Genomic DNA, 15,711 nt, shown 5'->3' on the forward strand with positions numbered 1-15,711 from the left:
ATTAGCCCTTTACGCTGGAACCGATATTGGTGGAAATGAACTGGCGCTGGAAGAAAATGAACAGCGCGACGGCGGGGGCCGCCAGGACGCAGGCACCGGCAAGGATGGCACCGAACGGGTTGCCGGCCTGGCCGGCAATGTTGGAGATGAAGTTGGCCAGGGACACTGCCAGGGGCTGCAGGGACTGCTCCTTGGTGACCAGGAACGGCCACAGGAATTCGTTCCAGGGGCCGATAAAGGTCAGCAGCACGGCGGTGACAATGGCAGGACGGACCAGCGGAATGGCGATCTGCCACAGGATCCGCAGCTCCGAGGCGCCATCGATCCGGGCCGCCTCAAACAGGGTCGAGGGCAACTGGAGGAAGTACTGGCGGAACACAAACACCGCCGTGGAGTTGATGGCGAACGGCAGGATCATGCCCAGGAAGCTGTCCGCCAGGCCGTAATCGCGCACGATCATGACGTAGAGCGGGATGAGCAGCAGCTGGAACGGGATCATCTGGACCAGCAGCATCATCCCGAAGACCGCGCCGCGGCCACGGAACTTCATCTGCGCCAGGGCATAGCCCACCAGCAGCCCGAAAATCACCGTGAAGAAGATGACGCCGCCGGTGAAGATGCCGGAGTTGAGCAGGCCGCGGAACAGGTTGATGGACTCGTTGATCTGCACATAGTTCGCCCCGGTGATGTTGGCCGGATTGGGAAACGCGCCGAAAATCGACGTGTCCGGAGCTGTCTGCAGTGAACCGATGAGCATATAATAGAATGGGAAGAGGAAAACGAAAGCGCCCACGCCCAGCAGGATGAAACTGCCCACGCCCAGGTTGCGGCGCTTTTCGACGCCCGAGCCGTGACGAAGGACGGCTTCCGCTGATTCCGGGAGCCGGCTGGCGTCGTCGTCGTTCTTGGCGTTTTGCGCATTGGTGACGGACATTCTCAGTCCTCCTTCCCGCCCACGAGGCGTTTCTGGATCAGGGCGATCAGCAGGACGCCGATCACCAGCACCACGCCCAGCGCGGCTGCGACGTCGGGGTTCCCCTGCAGGATGCCCCGTTGGTACATGATGAACACCGGGGAGGCCGAGGCCCCGTCCGGGCCGCCGCCGCCGGTGAGCAGGTACGGCTCGGTGAAGAGGTTCGCGCCGGTGATGGTGGCCAGCAGCGTGACCAGGACGCTGGCGGGCCGGACGCCGGGCACTGTGATGTTCCAGAATTGGACCCACTTGTTGCCGCCGTCCACAGCCGCTGATTCGTACAGCTCATCGGGGATGTTCTGTAGCGCCGCGAGATAGAGCAGGATGAAGAATCCCAGCTGTTTCCACGTCACGTAGAGCGCCACGGTGGGCATGGCCAGCCACGAATTCACCAGCCAGGACGGGGTGGGAGCGAGCGGTCCGAGCAGGGTGTTGAGGAGCCCGTTTCCCTGGAACAGGAACAGCCAGACACCCACGACGGCGACACTCGCCGTCACGTAGGGCACGTAGTAGCTGAGCCGGAAGAACGTCTTGAGCCGGGTGACGCGGTTCAGTGCGTTGGCCAGCAGCAGGGACAGGCCCACCGTGAGCGGGACGTTGATGATGAGGAAGACGCCGATGTTCAGGAAGGAACGCTGGACGGCGGGGTCTGACAGGACGGTGATGTAGTTGTCGAACCCCACGAAAGGCCTGTCCACCGTGACCCGCGGTGCGGTGAAGAAGAAATCGTGGAAGGAAATGTAGACGGCGTAGCCGAGGGGAAACGCCAGGACAGCCAGGATGTAGATGACATAGGGGGCGCTGAACAGCAGCCCCAGCGGCTGGGGACCCAGGAAGTTCTTACGCTTCCTGGGCACCAGCCGCCGGTCCGCCGTCCCGCCAACCGGTTTCCCCGTGACGGGGTTACCACTGGAAGAGCGGAGTGACATTGGGGGTCAACGCTACTTCTGGGCTACCAGTTGGTTGATCTTGTCTGCCGCGTCCTTGAACGCGGTGTCGATGCTTTCGTTCCCGAAAATCACGGCCTTGGCGTAGGCGGTGCGGAAGGTCTGCCAGACTTCGACGGAGTTCGAGACGTTCGGGACCTCCACCGTCCGCCCAGCCTGTTCGGCGAACTGGGTGTACGCCGGGTTCTTGGCGAAGTAGTCCGCGTAGGCCGTGGGAAGGTCCTTGCGCATCGGCATCTGGCCGGTGTCAGTCAGCAGCTTGCCGTCCTGCTCCTTACTGGTGGCGAATTTCAGGACCTCCCAAGCGGTGCCCTGGTTCCCGCAGGCGGAGTAGATGGCCACGTTCTTGGCGTCGGAAAAGGTTGAGGTATCAGCCTTGGCCGTGGCCGCCGGGACCGGAACTGCACCCCAGTTCACCTTGTCCTTGTAGGCCGCGATGGCCCAGGGCCCGGCCATTGACATGGCCGCCTTGCCCTCGGCGAAGGAGTCACCCTGGTAGACCTCCTTGGAGGCGAGGTTCTCCTTGTAAAGGGTCTCGAACATGGTGGCTACCTGCTTGCCCTCCTTGCTGTCGAACGTGGCCTTGCCGTCCTTCACCAGCGGGGTGCCGTCGGAGTTGGCGGCGTAGAAGGAGTAGAAGTCGAACCAGGCCTGGAAGAAGTCACTGGCCGGTGATGGCCAGATGGCATTGGTGGCAGCACCCGAGGACACCAGGGTCCGGGCTGTGTCCAGCAGTTCCTGGTGGGTCCCCAGCTTCGGGTTCTCCGGATCCAGCCCTGCCTTGGCAAACATGTCCTTGTTGTAGAACAGGACTACGGGATTGGACTTCCACGGCAGCTGGTACATCTTGCCGTCCGCGGACTTGTACTGGTCCGCCAGGTCACCGGTGCGGTCCTTGATGTACTGGAGCCCGTCCGGGAACTCATCCAGGGCCACCAAACCGCCCTGCTTCTGGAACTGGGGAACTGCCACAGGCGCGGTGTTGAAGACCAGGCAGGGAGCGTTGCCGGCCGTGATGGCTGCGCCGATGACCTCCTCGGAGCTCTTGCCGGCAGGGATCTCCTGCGCATCGATCTTCTCGTCCGGGTGGGCGGAGTTCCAGGATTCCACCATGGCCTTGCCCCACTTAACCTCGAACTCGTTGTTGGAGTACCAGATCTTGATGGGGCCCTTGGCGGATATGGCGGAGCCACCGTCGCCGCCCCCTCCGCTGCCGCCGCAGGCAGCCAGGCCCGCCCCCATTACGGTCAGGGCGGCCACTGACAATATTCGCGTGGCTTTGGTAAAGCGCTTCATTGCGACTCCTTGGTACTGGTCCCGGTGGGGAACTTCTACTGGTTGGTGTGCTTTTTTGCTTGCTTTGGGGATTGCTAGGGGGCTGGCTTGGTGGTTATGGATGGGGCGGGGCCGGTGGAGGCCCGGATCAGCAGGGAGGGTGCCTGCAGGTCCGTATCCTCACCGGAGTGGGTGCCGTTGAGCTGGTCCAGGAGGGCCTGCGCGGCAACTCTGCCCCAGCGCATGGGGTCAGTGGAGATAGTGGTGAGGGGCGGGTTGAGGTACTGGGTGAACTCTGCGTTGTCGTAGCCGGTGACTGACAGGTCACCCGGGACGTTCAGGCCCTGAGACTGGGCGAAGGACTGGCCGGACGTCGCCATGAGGTCGTTCGCATAGACAATCGCGGTGGGGCGGTCCGGCCGGCGGAGCAGTTCCGCGGTGGCGGCCACTCCCCCGGGCGCCGTGAAATCAGCCTCCGCGAACAGATCTGCGGCCAGGCCAGCAGCGGCCATAGCCGACTCCCAGGCCTGGCGGCGGCTGCGGCCGTGGATGTATTCCTGGGCGCCGCCCACATGGCCGATCCGGACGTGCCCCAGGGCCAGAAGATGTTCGACGGCGTCCGTGATGCCGTCCGTGTCGTCCATGGATACCGCAGGGAAGGGTGAGTCCGAATCCGGCCTGTTGAGCGTCACCGCCGGCAGCTTGAGCTCGCGCAGCAGGCCGATCCGGGAATCGTTGTGCCGCACATCGGTCAGGATCACGCCGTCCACGCGGCCGCCGTCGGCCAGTTTGCGGTAGGCCCGCTCTTCGGCACCGGGGGCGGTGGCAACGCTCAGGACTAGCGTGTAATCGTGCTCGGCGAGGGTCGTTTCGATGCCCGCAATGAACGCCGGGAAGAACGGGTCCGTGCCCAGGAGCTTGGGATCGCGGGCCACCACCAGGCCCAAGGCGTACGCCTTCGCGGAGGACAGGCCCTTGGCGCGGAGGCTCGGCTTCCAGCCAAGCTCTTTGGCGACCTGGAGGATCCGGCCCCGGGTGGCGTCGCTGACGCCGGGCTGGCCGTTGAGCGCATACGAGACAGCACCTTTGCTGACGCCGGCCGCGTGGGCGACGTCGCTGATGGTTACTGCCATGATGTGGGGCCCTTCGGGTTTCGGGTCCCGTGACTCACGCCACTGAACCGGTTCAGTAGGCTCTACTTAACCGGTTCAGCTGAAGGATGTCAAGGGCCCGGCGGACCTACGGATACGAATCGCGTCACGCAGGGCGCGCTTTTGGACCACGACGGCGGCGCCCGCCGCGTGATTCCGGGCGACCCCGCCGTCGGGCTTTCCAAAAGGGTGCTTGGCGTGACGCGGGCGCGTCCCCGCTTGCTGGTGGCGCGGGACCTAGACCCGGGCCAGCCCGGCAACCTCCGCCAGCAGTTCCACGGAGCGGATCCTGGCCTCGGTGCCGGTGTTCTGGTGCGCCACGATGAGTTCGTCGGCGTCGGAGTGCTTGGCGAACTCCTCGAGGTAGTCGTTCACAACGTCCGGGGTGCCAATGGCCGAGTACATCATCATCTGCGAGACGTGCTGGCCCTGCGGGGAGTCCAGGATCATGTCCGCTTCGTCGTCGGTGAACTCGCGCCCGCCGCCAAAGAACAGACCGACGCGGGCGCGCAGCGTGGCCCGGAAAGCCGACTGGGCTTCGGCAGCGGAATCGGCGGCCACCACGTTGACGCCGGCGATCACGTGCGGGGCATCGAGCTGGGCCGACGGCTTGAATTCGGTGCGGTAGAGCGCCACGGCATCTTGCAGGGAGTTGGGGGCGAAGTGCGAGGCGAAGGCGTACGGCAGGCCCAGCTGGGCGGCGAGGCGGGCTCCGAACAGCGACGATCCGAGGATGTACAGCGGGACGTTGGTGCCCTTGCCGGGTGTGGCCTCCACGCCCTGGATCCGTGTGGGACCGGTGAGGTAGCCCTGCAGCTCCAGGACGTCTTGGGGGAAAGTGTCCGCGGACATGGGGTCCCGGCGCAGCGCGCGCATGGTGTTCTGGTCGCTGCCGGGGGCGCGGCCCAGGCCAAGGTCGATCCGGCCCGTGTGCAGCGTTTCCAGGGTGCCGAACTGCTCGGCGATGGTCAGCGGCGAGTGGTTGGGCAGCATGACGCCGCCGGCGCCCAGCCTGATGGTCTTGGTGTGGGCGGCGACGTGGGCGATCAGGACGCTGGTGGCCGACGACGCGATCGCGGACATGTTGTGGTGCTCGGCGTACCAGATCCGCCGGTAGCCAAGCTCCTCGGCACGCTGTGCCATGGCCACACTGCCCGCGAAACTTTCCGCCGCCGTCTGGCCTTTGCCGATGGTTGCCAGGTCAAGGATGGAGAGGGGAAGCGTCACGTCGGTGCCGGCCTTTCAATGCGTTGCGTAGGGTGGCCGGCCGGGTCGCGGCGGGCACATTGTGGACAACGACGGCGGCTCCCGGGTTATTTCTGCGGCCTGCGGTGGGGTGGCCCACAGTCCGCGTCATTAGTCGGTTTCTTGCGTCTCTTGACGTGGTGTGACAGCAGCTGCTCACGGCGGACGGCATCCACTCCACCGGAAAGCTGCTCGTCTCGGACCGGCACGAGCTGCTGGACGGGCACGGCAGGGCAGCCGGCCGGCTCTTCAGCGTGGGGCCGGGAACATCCGGCTGGGGTGCCGGCGCCTTTGCCAGGCCGGGCACCAACGCCGCCCCGTTCCGCGAGAACGATGCCCTGGCCAGGACTGTCCTGGGCGTCGCGGCGGAACTGGCTTCCTCCCGCACCGCCGGCCAGAACGCATCTGCCGAACCCGCCGCCGTCGGAAGGTCCTGAAGAATGAACGTGCAAACCAGCATCCCCGCCAGCCCGGCGGCACTGAGGCCGGACGCCCTCACACAGGCGCCACTGAACCCGGCAGCCCTGAACAGGTCCGCGCTGACCGTCCACAACTTACCCATGCACGATCCGCGGGTCCGCCCGCTCCTCGATGAGCTGGCCGTGGAATACGACTCCCACTACGGCGACCTCTTTGGCCGCGGAGCCGCGGCCGAGGAACTCAACCGCTACCCGGCGTCGGAATTCAAGGGACCGGGCGGTGCGCTGCTGATGGCCCAGGAAAACGGCGAGTCCATAGCCGGCGGGGCGTTCCGCCGGTAGAACAACGAGACGGCGGAGTTCAAACGGATCTGGACGCACTCGGCGCACCGCCGCCGCGGGCTCGCCCGTTTCGTCCTGGCGGAGCTGGAGGCGCTGGCGGCCCGCCGGGGCTACCGTCGAGTCTTCCTGACCACCGGTCCGCGCCAGCCTGAAGCCAGGCACCTGTACCTCACCTCGGGTTATGAGCCGCAGTTCGACCTGGACCAGGATCCGGAGATCATCAGGTCGCTCGCGTTCACCAAGGATCTCCCGGCGGCCCCGCTAGGCTAGCGGCATGGCCAACAAAACCACTGCAGAAAAGCTCGCCACCATCCAGAAGGGCTACACCCTGGAAGGTGCCACCATCGAGTTGGGTGCCGCCATTGTTGACGGCGAACTCCACAAGGAAGCCCAGGTCCGCCTGCCGCTGGCCATGATGAACAGGCACGGCCTGGTAGCCGGCGCCACCGGCACCGGCAAGACCGTCACGCTGCACATGATGGCCGAGCAGCTGTCCGCGGCCGGAGTTCCCGTGTTCCTCGCGGACATCAAGGGTGACCTGTCCGGCCTGGCCACGGCGGCCGCCGGCAGTGAGAAGCTGAAGGCGCGCACGGACAGCATCGGCCAGGCCTGGGCCGGCAAGACGTTCCCGGTGGAGTTCCTGGCCCTGGGCGGCGACGGCAACGGCATTCCCGTCCGTGCCACCATCACCTCGTTTGGCCCCATCCTGCTCTCTCGTGTGATGGAGCTCAACGACACCCAGGAATCCAGCCTGCAGCTGGTCTTCCACTTTGCGGACAAGAACAACCTTGAGCTGATCGATCTCAAGGACCTCCGCGCGGTCATCCAGTTCCTCACCTCGGACGAGGGCAAGGACGAGCTGGAGGAACTGGGCGGCCTGTCCAAGGCCACCGCCGGCGTCATCCTCCGCGAACTGGTGAATCTTGAAGCACAGGGCCTGGAAAGGTTCTTCGGCGAGCCTGAGTTCGACACCGCCGAGCTGCTGCGGACCGCCCCGGACGGGCGCGGCGTTATCACCTGCCTGGAGCTGCCCACGCTGCAGACCAAACCGATGCTGTTCTCGACCTTCCTGATGTGGCTGCTGGCTGACCTGTTCGAGGACCTCCCCGAGGCCGGCGACCTGGACAAGCCCAAGCTGGTGTTCTTCCTCGATGAGGCCCACCTGCTGTTCAACGGCGCATCCAAGGCCTTCCTGAACGCCATCACCACCACAGTCCGGCTGATCCGTTCCAAGGGTGTGGGGATCTTCTTCGTCACCCAGACACCCAAAGACGTCCCCGCCGACGTCCTGGGCCAGCTGGCCAACCGCATCCAGCACGCCCTCCGCGCCTTCACCCCGGAGGACGCCAAGGCCCTGAAAGCCACCGTGTCCACGTTCCCGATGAGCGATTATGACCTCGAGGAGACCCTCACGTCCGCGGGGATCGGCGAGGCCGTCATTACCGTCATGAATGAGAAGGGCGCCCCGACGCCGGTCGCGCACACTCGGCTGCGCGCCCCGGAATCCGTCATGGGCCCCAGCACTGAGGAGCTCATCAAGAGCACGGTGGGCGGGTCCGCGTTGCTCGCCAAGTATGGGACCGCCGTGGACAACGTCTCCGCCTACGAGAAGCTCACCGGCAGGGGCGCTGCGCCCACCGGCGGAGCCGCGCCCGGCGAGCCCCCGGTTCCGGGGACTTCCGGGCAGCCAGATTCGGGGCAGGCAGGTTCGGACCAGGCCGACGTCGACGCCGAGGCCCGCAGGATCGAAGAGGAAATCCTGGGCCGGCCCAGCAGCCGTCCCGCGCCGGATCGTGGTGCCGGCACTGATGCGCCCGCGCGGCGTGCACCGGAGCCTGCGGCCCCGGCCGGCGGCGGGATGGTGGGCGACATCGCCGGTACACTCGGCGGGGCACTGGGCGGCGGGCTGAAGAGTATGGTCCGTTCCCTGGGCACCCAGCTTGGCCGGGAGCTGCTCCGCGGCGTCTTCGGCACCTCGTCCCGGCGCCGCCGGTAGGCAAAACCGGACGATGTCCCACCCTGGACTTCCCGCCGTCGGGCATCAGGAAAGCCGCCGCACCCCACTACACGGGGCGACGGCAACACCTGTGTTCAGCGGGCTTGCAGGTAACGTAAGGGAAGTGCAGATGAGTCAGGCGTTGGTGAGGATGGCAGCAGGGTGGCTGCTTGGCCTCATGCTAGCCGTGGCCGCGGCCGTCGTTGGGGTCAACGTGGTGAACAGTACGGTGGCGAGTCCACAGCAGCCTGTCCGGGAGTATCTGGACGCCCTCCACGAGGGCGACGGCGGCAAGGCGCTGGGTCTGTTGCGGGCCACTGTGCCGCCCAGCAACGCCGCCATGCTCGACGGCACAGCGCTGCAGACGGCCTCTTCCCGGCTGGCGAACGTCAGCATCGGCGATGCCGAGGAACGCTCAGGCAACCAGGTCATGGTGCCCGTGCAGTACACGATCGATGGCAGCAGGCTTCGCACCGAGTTCCTGCTGGAGAAGACCGGCACCGAATGGCTGTTCTTTAACACGTGGGCGTTTGTGCCGTCGAGACTGCCCACGGTGGGTTTGACGGTGGTCAACGCCAGCGAAGCCAACCTCAACGGCGTGCCGGTGAACATGCCCCAAGGCAGAAATTCGTTCGCCGTGTTCTATCCGGGTGAATACGAAGCATCCCTGAACGGTGAATACTTCGCCGCGCCCGCCACACGCGCCACGGTGACATCCCGTGATGTCCCGTCGGCTCCGTTGAACCTGCTGACCGAGGCCACCGACCAGCTGCGGAAGGATGTGGGCGCGAAGGTACAGGAGTTTCTGGACACCTGCGCCGCCGAAGCCGTGAAGCAGCAAAAGCTGCAGCCGGACTGCCCCTTCTACTTCGCCAGCACCAACAACGTGGACGACGGCACCATCAAGTGGACCATCACGGAGTACCCGGAGATATCCATCGAGCCCTTTGACGGCCGCTGGGTGGTTGCTCCCCTCGACGGGAAGGCCAAGGTGGAGGCGGTCCAGCAGAGTTCCTTCACGGGCGCCTGGTCCCCGCTCAACGAAGAGGTGGACTTCAGCTTCACCACCCGCCTGGACGTCGCCGGCGACACCATCAGGGTCACCCCGCTCCTGAGCTACTAGCTCCAGCCCCGGCTATCGGCGGGCCCGCGGCTCCGTCCGCCGGCCGCACTGGCCCAGTTTTGGCTGGGAGGTTGTTGCATCACCAGCCGCTCCGGACATGGTTGCGTTGGAAACTGGGCCGGTTCGGTTGTGGCCATCGCAGCGAACCCCGCGCCAGCACCTCCCGGACCTGCACCAGGACAGTTTCGGGCGCGTGAACCACATCATCGTAGAAGAACCTGAGCACGGGCAGTCCCTGAAGTGTTGCCGAGTTGTCCCTGCGGCGGTCCTTCTTAAATTGCCGCGCTCCGAGGTGGAAGGCGAGCCCGTCAATTTCCACGATCAGGAAACCCTCCAAGAGGAAGTCCACCCGCCCAATTCCGTCAATCCAGACCTGGGTTTCAGTGGAAATGCCGGCGTCCCTGAACAGCACTCTGGCCAAGGACTCAAGGAGTGAATCGGCGCCCCGGTCAACCTTGGACAGCACGTTCCGCGCCTTGCCTGAACGATTGCCGGTCAGGTGGCGGAGAAGAAAAACGGGGTCGATGTCACCCCGGTTGTAGGCACATTCCACCATGACCAAGGATTCGAGTTCCGGCAGGCACAGCAGCGCATGCAGCAGTACATCCGGGAGTGCTGCAAGAGTCCCATGGTCGGGTGGTTGCGTCAGCGCAAGACGATGGCTGACACAGCGGGCGGCGTTTCTACCGTTGCTTTGCCAATAGTGAGGCCGCACCGGGGGACGAAGCTGCCAGAGCCCGAACATTGGGGCGGCCGACACGCATGTCAGGAGCCCGCGGGCGCGTCCTGCGGCCACCAACTCCGGATCAGCGCCCGGGACGGACAGAAGCCCTCGCTCCAGACGGACCACATCCCCGCTCCGTACCGCCCTGCGAAGGCTTGTTTGCGTTGCACCTGCGGCCAGCACATCCCGTGTGAGCAGCACTCCTCCAGCCGACCGGAGGATCTCCGTTGCGTCCATAAGTCCACAATGTCGGCCGCCCAAGCCTGCCGACAGGGCCGAAGCGGGCTATGTGGACAAGACGGCACAGCCCACACTGGCCCGCTTTCCGCCGGCAGTGACAGAACTGGCCCGGTTCCCAACCACCGGGGGTCGAAAACCGGGCCAGTTCAGCGCCTGGTTAATGCACGGCGGCGGTGATCAGTCCATTCCGCGCAGGTCCAGGACCAACTCCGTGTCGCCGTCGTCCGTCAGGAGAACAGGGATGCCCCAGTCCTGCTGGTACAGGTGGCAGGCGGCGTGGTCCGGGATCTCGCCGTCCGCATCCTCCGGGCCGTCGCAGGCCGCGGCGCGGGCGGTGATGTGCAGGATGCCCTCCGGGATGCCGGAAGCCAGCTCCAGCGTGCGGAGCAGCCCCACGGAGGTTCCTCCGCCGGCAACAAGCAGCTCCGGCGGCGTGGAGGAGATCTTCAGCTGCGTGGGGTCGCCCCAGCGGTCGTCGAGCTTCTGCCCGGTGGGTGCGGTGAAGCGCACGGTGAGCTCGAGCAGCCCGGGGGCTACGGGGCTCTTGGGCCGGTGGGTCTGCGAGGCGCCCTCGTCCACCTGCTGGGCTTCCTTGGGGATGGGCACGTAGACGAGCTGGTGCTGGTTGGCCTCCACCACTACCAGCAGCGGCTCGGAGCCGGCGGCGTGCGTGTGGTCCACAATCACGTCGGAGGGTTCCGAGAGTCCGCGGGCAAGCGTGGACACGGTCCCGGCGGCGGGGTCGTAACGCCGCACAGCCCCGTTGTAGGTGTCGGCGATGGCAATGGAGCCGTCAGGCAGGACGGTGACGCCGAGGGGGTGCTGGAGGCGTGCCTCGGACGCGGGGCCGTCGCGGAAGCCGAAGTCGAACAGGCCCTTGCCCACGGCAGTCACCACGGTGACCGTGCCGCCGTCGTCAATGACCAGCTTGCGGATGGCGGAGGTTTCGGAGTCCGCCACCCAGATGTTGCCGTCGGCGTCCTCGGCCAGGCCGGACGGCTGCGCGAACCAGGCTTCGTGGGCGGGGCCGTCCAGCAGGCCCTCCAAGCCGTTGCCCGCAATAATTGCCACGGCGCCGGTGAGGGGGTCGAAGCTGAAGATCTGGTGCGTGCCGGCCATGGCGATCACCACGGCGTTGAGCTTGGTGGACCAGACGACATCCCACGGCGAGCTGAGGGAAACCTCCAGCGGGTGCTCGCTGAGCTGGCCCGTGAAGCCGGCGGCGTCCTCGTCCACCCGCGCGGGGCCGGTTTCCAGCAGGCGCTGCACGCCGTTCCCAACAATCGTCGTGGCCTTGCCGTCCCCCAGCGAGAGTCCCCGGAGGCGGTGGTTGACCGAGTCTGCAATGACGACGTCGTAGCCCGCCTTCGCTGCCACCTCTTCCGGAAGCAGCACGAGGCCCTGCGGCTCGTTGAACCGTGCGGTGGGCTCGACGGAGTCGACGGCGGCGGCCGGGCCGTCAGCGTGGCCCCTGGTACCGGAGCCGAACGTCGCCAGGACGGTCTCGAAGTCGGTGCCCAGCTCCACAAGTCGGTGGTGCCCGGTGTCGGTTACCAGCCAGGAACCGTCGGTGGCGGTATCAGCGGCGGCGGGAGTCCCGCCGTCGGACGTTCCCTGCGCGCCTGAACCCTGGGCGCCTGAACCGGGTCCGGCGGAACCGCGCCCGGCGGGCAGGAACAGCGCCTTCCCGGGGAAGCGCAGCGTGCCCGAGGTCGCTTCCGGCGCCACGTACGGGCCGGAGCCGCGGTGCAGCGTGCCTTTGGCCTCGTGCTCGGCGATCAGCTCAGGGATGAGCACGGCCAGACCGTCAGCGTGGCCTTCGCCGGACAGGTGCGCCACGATGTAGCCCTCGGGGTCGATGACCACCAGGGTGGGCCAGGCGCGCGCCGTGTACGCCTTCCAGGTCTCCAGCTCGGGATCGTCCAGGACGGGGTGGTGGATCTCGTAGCGCTCCACAGCGGCGGCGAGGGCCACGGGATCTGCTTCGTGCTCAAATTTGGGCGAGTGGACGCCCACGGTGACCAGGACGTCGGAGTACTGTTCCTCGAGCGGGCGCAGCTCATCGAGGACGTGCAGGCAGTTGATGCAGCAGAAGGTCCAGAAGTCGAGCAGCACGATCTTGCCGCGCAGGGCTTCGAGGTCCAGCGATTTGCCGCCGGTGTTCAGCCAGTTACGGCCCACCAGTTCGGAAGCGCGGACCCGGAGTTGGGTGCGTACGGTTTCGCTCATCAGCGTCCTTCCAGCTTTGAGTTGCGTTCAGCCAATCTGGCATCGCGTTCAGCCAATTTGGCAAACATATCGTTGTAAGCGGTGAGATCGGCGTCGTTATTCCTGTCCGCCGCCCGATCCACGCGCTTGGTCTCCCGTTGATCGGACCGGGACCACATGATGGCCACGCCAAGAGCCACCAGGAGGGTGGGGACTTCGCCGATGCCCCAGGCCACGGCCCCTCCCATTTGCTGGTCCAGGAGAGCGGACGGCCCCCAGGCGCGGCCAAGGTTGCCGAAGTAGTCGGCCGCCAGCAGGCTGGTGCCGCCCATGATGGCGACGCCGAAGAACGCGTGGAAGCCCATGGTCGCCAGCAGCAGGAGCAGGCGCATGGGGTACGGTGCGCGGCGGGGCAACGGGTCCGTGCCGATCATGCTCAGGATGAAGATGTAACCCGTGAGCGAGAAGTGAAGGATCATGAGCTCGTGGCCCACGTGGTCCCGCATGGCGAAGCCGAACGCGTCCGAGTAGTAGAACAGCACGATGGAGCCCGCGAAGTTGGCCGCCGCGAAGATGGGGTGCGTGACCAGTTGGGAGAACCTGGAGTGGATAAACACGAGCAGCCACTCGCGCGCGCCCCGGGTGCCGTCGCCGCGGGCAGGCAACGCTCGCAGGGCCAGCGTCACCGGGGCGCCGAGCACCAGGAAGATGGGTGCCACCATGGTCAGCGCCATGTGGTCCACCATGTGCGCGGAGAAGAGGATCCTGCCATAGACCGACGGCGGCCCTGACGTGATGAAGGTCAGCACCAGGAGGCCGATCACCCAGTTCACGGCGCGGAACCACTGCCACTTGTCGCCGCGTCGAAGCACCTTGGCGACGCCCAGGAAATAGGCCACCAGCCCGAAGAGCACCACGGCCACCCAGAGCCAGTCAAAGCGCCACTCTGTCAGCCAGCGTTCCGGCGTCAGTTCAGGCGGCAGCTCGTAGCCCGTGAGTATGAAGGCCGGCGACGCGTCCGGTGCAAACGTGGTGGGCTGCGGCGGTGCCGACCGGCTCAGGGCCACGGCGACGCCGGAGGTGGCTCCCATAACCAGGAGTTCCACAAGCACCAGCTGCCACAGCACGCGGCGTGAGGACATGGCCGAGCCTTTGCGGCCAAGCTGGGGGATCACCCATTGCCGGTGCATCAGGCCGATGCCGCCAAGAACCAGGGTGGCAGCCGACTTCGCAAGGATCAATCGGCCGTAGGGGGAACCAAAAAGGTCACCCCAGTTGGTGATGCGGACGCTGGCATTGATGACGCCGGAGGCAAAGACGAGCACAAACGCAAAGCCGGCCAGGGAGGAGAACCGCCGCAGCGTAGATTCGGTGATGTCGGCGGCCGTGCCGGGCTTCGAACCGGTCAAGATTCCGGACAGCAGCGCCAGGACGACGATGCCGCCAACCCACGCGCTGACGCCCACAAGGTGCAGGCCCAAGGAGTTGATGGCGCCTTCATGGTCCGACGAGCTTGAGGAGTGGCCGATCAGCGCGGCGGGAACCAGCCCGGCCAGCGCCAGGATCAGCGTGAGGGCAAGGCCGCCAAGGGATCTGACGCCGAACAGCGCGGTGGTCACCACGGCCGCGATGACGGTCACGCTCAGCCATGCCCGGCCGGTCTCGATGTCCGTCATGAAGTACACCAGGGCGCGGGTGAACTCGGCGTCCCCGCCGACGGCCTGGCCCGCAACGTCTGAGTAGGTGAGGACCAGTACGGCCACCGCCGACAGCGTCCAGGCAGCACCCGCAGCGGCAGCAATGGCCAGGGCCCGGGCGAACGCCGGATGTTCCGGAGCGTCGCCTTTGTGGGTCCGGGACCGGGAACCCACAGTTCTGGGGAGGATGCCGACGGCGAAGATCAGTCCGCCAATCACGGTCGCCAGTGCCACGTTGTGGATGGCCTTGCTGACGGGAAGCCCCCAGCGGACCAGGGCTCCGGGGTCAGAGACCTCACGGGCCGCGGCGGCGCCGGAGAAAAGGAGTGCCGCCGTCAGTCCCAGGAAGAGGGCTGCAAGGCCCGCGAGCTGCCACGGCCGGGAAATCCCCACGACGCCGCCAGCCCGGGCCGACGCGCCCCTGTCGGGGCCTGGCTGGGGTGCTGTGGGACGGGATTTTGCTGCAGAAGGCACCTATCCATTGTCCGCTACGGGTGCCCAGGCGGCGAATCGGATTAAAGCAGAATCGGCTTAAAGCAAAGGAGCGGCAACCCTGAGGTTGCCGCTCCTTTGCTGATGTTGCTGAAGAAGACTACTTCTTCTTGGCGACTGCAGCCTTCAGCTTGGAGCCGGCGGTCAGCTTGACGCTGTGGCCTGCCGCGATCTGGATGGTCTCGCCGGTCTGCGGGTTGCGGCCGGTGCGTGCTGCACGGTCGGTGCGCTCAACTGCGAGCCAGCCCGGGATGGTGATCTTCTCGCCGGCGGCGACGGAAGTCTCGAATACCTCGAACAGTGCATCGAGGACGGAGTTGACGGCTGCCTGGCTGGTGCCGGCCTTGCCTGCTACCTCTGAAACAAGTTCACTACGGTTCTTAGCCATTGATGTCCTCCTGGACGGTCACGATTTCTGGAGCCTGAACGCGGCATGCGTGCAAGCCACTCTTCGAAAACTTACCAGCTTGGGCCCGCGAGGTCCGCAACTTCCGCGTGTTTCCGCCATTTTTTGACTAAAATCACCGGTTTTCCGGGGAATTGCGGGGGAATTGCGCCCTCAGCGGACGCTCTCGCAGTTCCTGCAGTGTTCCGCCGGATGCTCTCTAAGTTCGTGCGACGTTCAGCCGGACGCTCTGTCACTTCGGGTGCCGGGTTGTGTGGTGCACGACGGCGGAGCGTGTGGTGGGTGCCACGGCGGCGGGTGTGTTGGGTGCCGCGTCTTCGGTTGGGTGCCGGGCCTGGTTGTCTGTGCGTGGGGGGTGTTTGTGGTGTGGTGGTTAAAGTGGGAGAGCCCCCCAACCTGGTGGTTGGGGGGCTCTCGACCGTTTTAATGATGTTCCGGCGGTGACCTACTCTCCCACACCCTCCCGGGTGCAG

At 66.1% G+C, this 15,711-nt stretch carries 12 protein-coding genes and 2 pseudogenes; 4 read left to right on the forward strand and 10 right to left on the reverse strand.

What is annotated here, in order from left to right; translation table 11 throughout:
* Position 1: 1 nt before the first annotated feature.
* From ACVWY0_RS05165 to ACVWY0_RS05185, 5 genes are all read right to left on the reverse strand, one after another.
* Positions 2-934: a carbohydrate ABC transporter permease gene (locus ACVWY0_RS05165; protein WP_485835713.1), complete on the reverse strand. Its 933-nt coding sequence runs from the start codon at positions 932-934 to the stop codon at positions 2-4.
* A gap of 2 nt (positions 935-936) precedes the next feature.
* The gene (locus tag ACVWY0_RS05170) at positions 937-1,902 is read right to left on the reverse strand and encodes a carbohydrate ABC transporter permease (protein WP_485835714.1); all 966 of its coding nucleotides are present in this window, start codon (positions 1,900-1,902) and stop codon (positions 937-939) included.
* Between the two features lie 12 nt (positions 1,903-1,914).
* Positions 1,915-3,216 (reverse strand): ABC transporter substrate-binding protein, encoded by a 1,302-nt coding sequence (locus ACVWY0_RS05175; RefSeq protein WP_485835715.1) that lies wholly within the window; start codon positions 3,214-3,216, stop codon positions 1,915-1,917.
* Between the two features lie 74 nt (positions 3,217-3,290).
* The gene (locus tag ACVWY0_RS05180; protein WP_485835716.1) at positions 3,291-4,328 is read right to left on the reverse strand and encodes a LacI family DNA-binding transcriptional regulator; all 1,038 of its coding nucleotides are present in this window, start codon (positions 4,326-4,328) and stop codon (positions 3,291-3,293) included.
* A 255-nt stretch (positions 4,329-4,583) separates the two neighbouring features.
* Positions 4,584-5,573: an LLM class flavin-dependent oxidoreductase gene (locus tag ACVWY0_RS05185; protein WP_485835717.1), complete on the reverse strand. Its 990-nt coding sequence runs from the start codon at positions 5,571-5,573 to the stop codon at positions 4,584-4,586.
* Positions 5,574-5,845: 272 nt separating this feature from the next.
* Between ACVWY0_RS05185 and ACVWY0_RS05190 the strand changes: the two genes are divergently transcribed.
* From ACVWY0_RS05190 to ACVWY0_RS05205, 4 genes and pseudogenes are all read left to right on the forward strand, one after another.
* Positions 5,846-6,028, forward strand: a complete 183-nt coding sequence (locus ACVWY0_RS05190) for a hypothetical protein (RefSeq protein WP_485835718.1) — start codon at positions 5,846-5,848, stop codon at positions 6,026-6,028.
* A 3-nt stretch (positions 6,029-6,031) separates the two neighbouring features.
* Positions 6,032-6,622: pseudogene (locus ACVWY0_RS05195) on the forward strand (GNAT family N-acetyltransferase).
* Positions 6,623-6,626: 4 nt separating this feature from the next.
* A complete protein-coding gene (locus ACVWY0_RS05200) occupies positions 6,627-8,348 on the forward strand; it encodes a helicase HerA-like domain-containing protein (RefSeq protein WP_485835719.1) in 1,722 nt (573 codons plus the stop codon).
* Positions 8,349-8,478: 130 nt separating this feature from the next.
* Positions 8,479-9,471 carry a hypothetical protein gene (locus tag ACVWY0_RS05205; RefSeq protein WP_485835720.1) on the forward strand — a complete coding sequence of 331 codons (993 nt, stop codon included), beginning with the start codon at positions 8,479-8,481 and terminating at the stop codon, positions 9,469-9,471.
* 79 nt (positions 9,472-9,550) lie between these two features.
* Here the strand turns inward: ACVWY0_RS05205 and ACVWY0_RS05210 are convergent, their stop codons facing one another.
* The 5 genes and pseudogenes from ACVWY0_RS05210 to ACVWY0_RS05230 form a co-directional block, all read right to left on the reverse strand.
* Positions 9,551-10,027: an endonuclease domain-containing protein gene (locus ACVWY0_RS05210; RefSeq protein ID WP_485835732.1), complete on the reverse strand. Its 477-nt coding sequence runs from the start codon at positions 10,025-10,027 to the stop codon at positions 9,551-9,553.
* Positions 10,028-10,309: 282 nt separating this feature from the next.
* Positions 10,310-10,432, reverse strand: a pseudogene (locus tag ACVWY0_RS05215) (type IV toxin-antitoxin system AbiEi family antitoxin domain-containing protein); the annotation flags it as partial.
* A 180-nt stretch (positions 10,433-10,612) separates the two neighbouring features.
* Positions 10,613-12,664: an NHL domain-containing thioredoxin family protein gene (locus ACVWY0_RS05220; protein WP_485835721.1), complete on the reverse strand. Its 2,052-nt coding sequence runs from the start codon at positions 12,662-12,664 to the stop codon at positions 10,613-10,615.
* Positions 12,664-14,814, reverse strand: coding sequence for a bifunctional copper resistance protein CopD/cytochrome c oxidase assembly protein (locus ACVWY0_RS05225; RefSeq protein ID WP_485835722.1), 2,151 nt, complete (start codon positions 14,812-14,814; stop codon positions 12,664-12,666). The genes ACVWY0_RS05220 and ACVWY0_RS05225 overlap by 1 nt, the downstream gene beginning before the upstream one ends.
* Before the next feature lie 118 nt (positions 14,815-14,932).
* Positions 14,933-15,220 (reverse strand): HU family DNA-binding protein, encoded by a 288-nt coding sequence (locus ACVWY0_RS05230; protein ID WP_056341443.1) that lies wholly within the window; start codon positions 15,218-15,220, stop codon positions 14,933-14,935.
* Between the last annotated feature and the right edge of the window lie 491 nt (positions 15,221-15,711).

The sequence above is a fragment of the Arthrobacter sp. UYNi723 genome, from assembly GCF_054057635.1.

What these genes read in the sequence shown, in the direction of transcription:
- ACVWY0_RS05230 (WP_056341443.1), bottom strand. Translation starts at nt 15,220, where the DNA reads ATGGCTAAGAACCGTAGTGAACTTGTTTCAGAGGTAGCAGGCAAGGCC.
- ACVWY0_RS05220 (WP_485835721.1), bottom strand. Translation starts at nt 12,664, where the DNA reads ATGAGCGAAACCGTACGCACCCAACTCCGGGTCCGCGCTTCCGAACTG.
- ACVWY0_RS05180 (WP_485835716.1), bottom strand. Translation starts at nt 4,328, where the DNA reads ATGGCAGTAACCATCAGCGACGTCGCCCACGCGGCCGGCGTCAGCAAA.
- ACVWY0_RS05210 (WP_485835732.1), bottom strand. Translation starts at nt 10,027, where the DNA reads ATGGTGGAATGTGCCTACAACCGGGGTGACATCGACCCCGTTTTTCTT.
- ACVWY0_RS05175 (WP_485835715.1), bottom strand. Translation starts at nt 3,216, where the DNA reads ATGAAGCGCTTTACCAAAGCCACGCGAATATTGTCAGTGGCCGCCCTG.
- ACVWY0_RS05170 (WP_485835714.1), bottom strand. Translation starts at nt 1,902, where the DNA reads ATGTCACTCCGCTCTTCCAGTGGTAACCCCGTCACGGGGAAACCGGTT.
- ACVWY0_RS05200 (WP_485835719.1), top strand. Translation starts at nt 6,627, where the DNA reads ATGGCCAACAAAACCACTGCAGAAAAGCTCGCCACCATCCAGAAGGGC.
- ACVWY0_RS05165 (WP_485835713.1), bottom strand. Translation starts at nt 934, where the DNA reads ATGTCCGTCACCAATGCGCAAAACGCCAAGAACGACGACGACGCCAGC.
- ACVWY0_RS05205 (WP_485835720.1), top strand. Translation starts at nt 8,479, where the DNA reads ATGAGTCAGGCGTTGGTGAGGATGGCAGCAGGGTGGCTGCTTGGCCTC.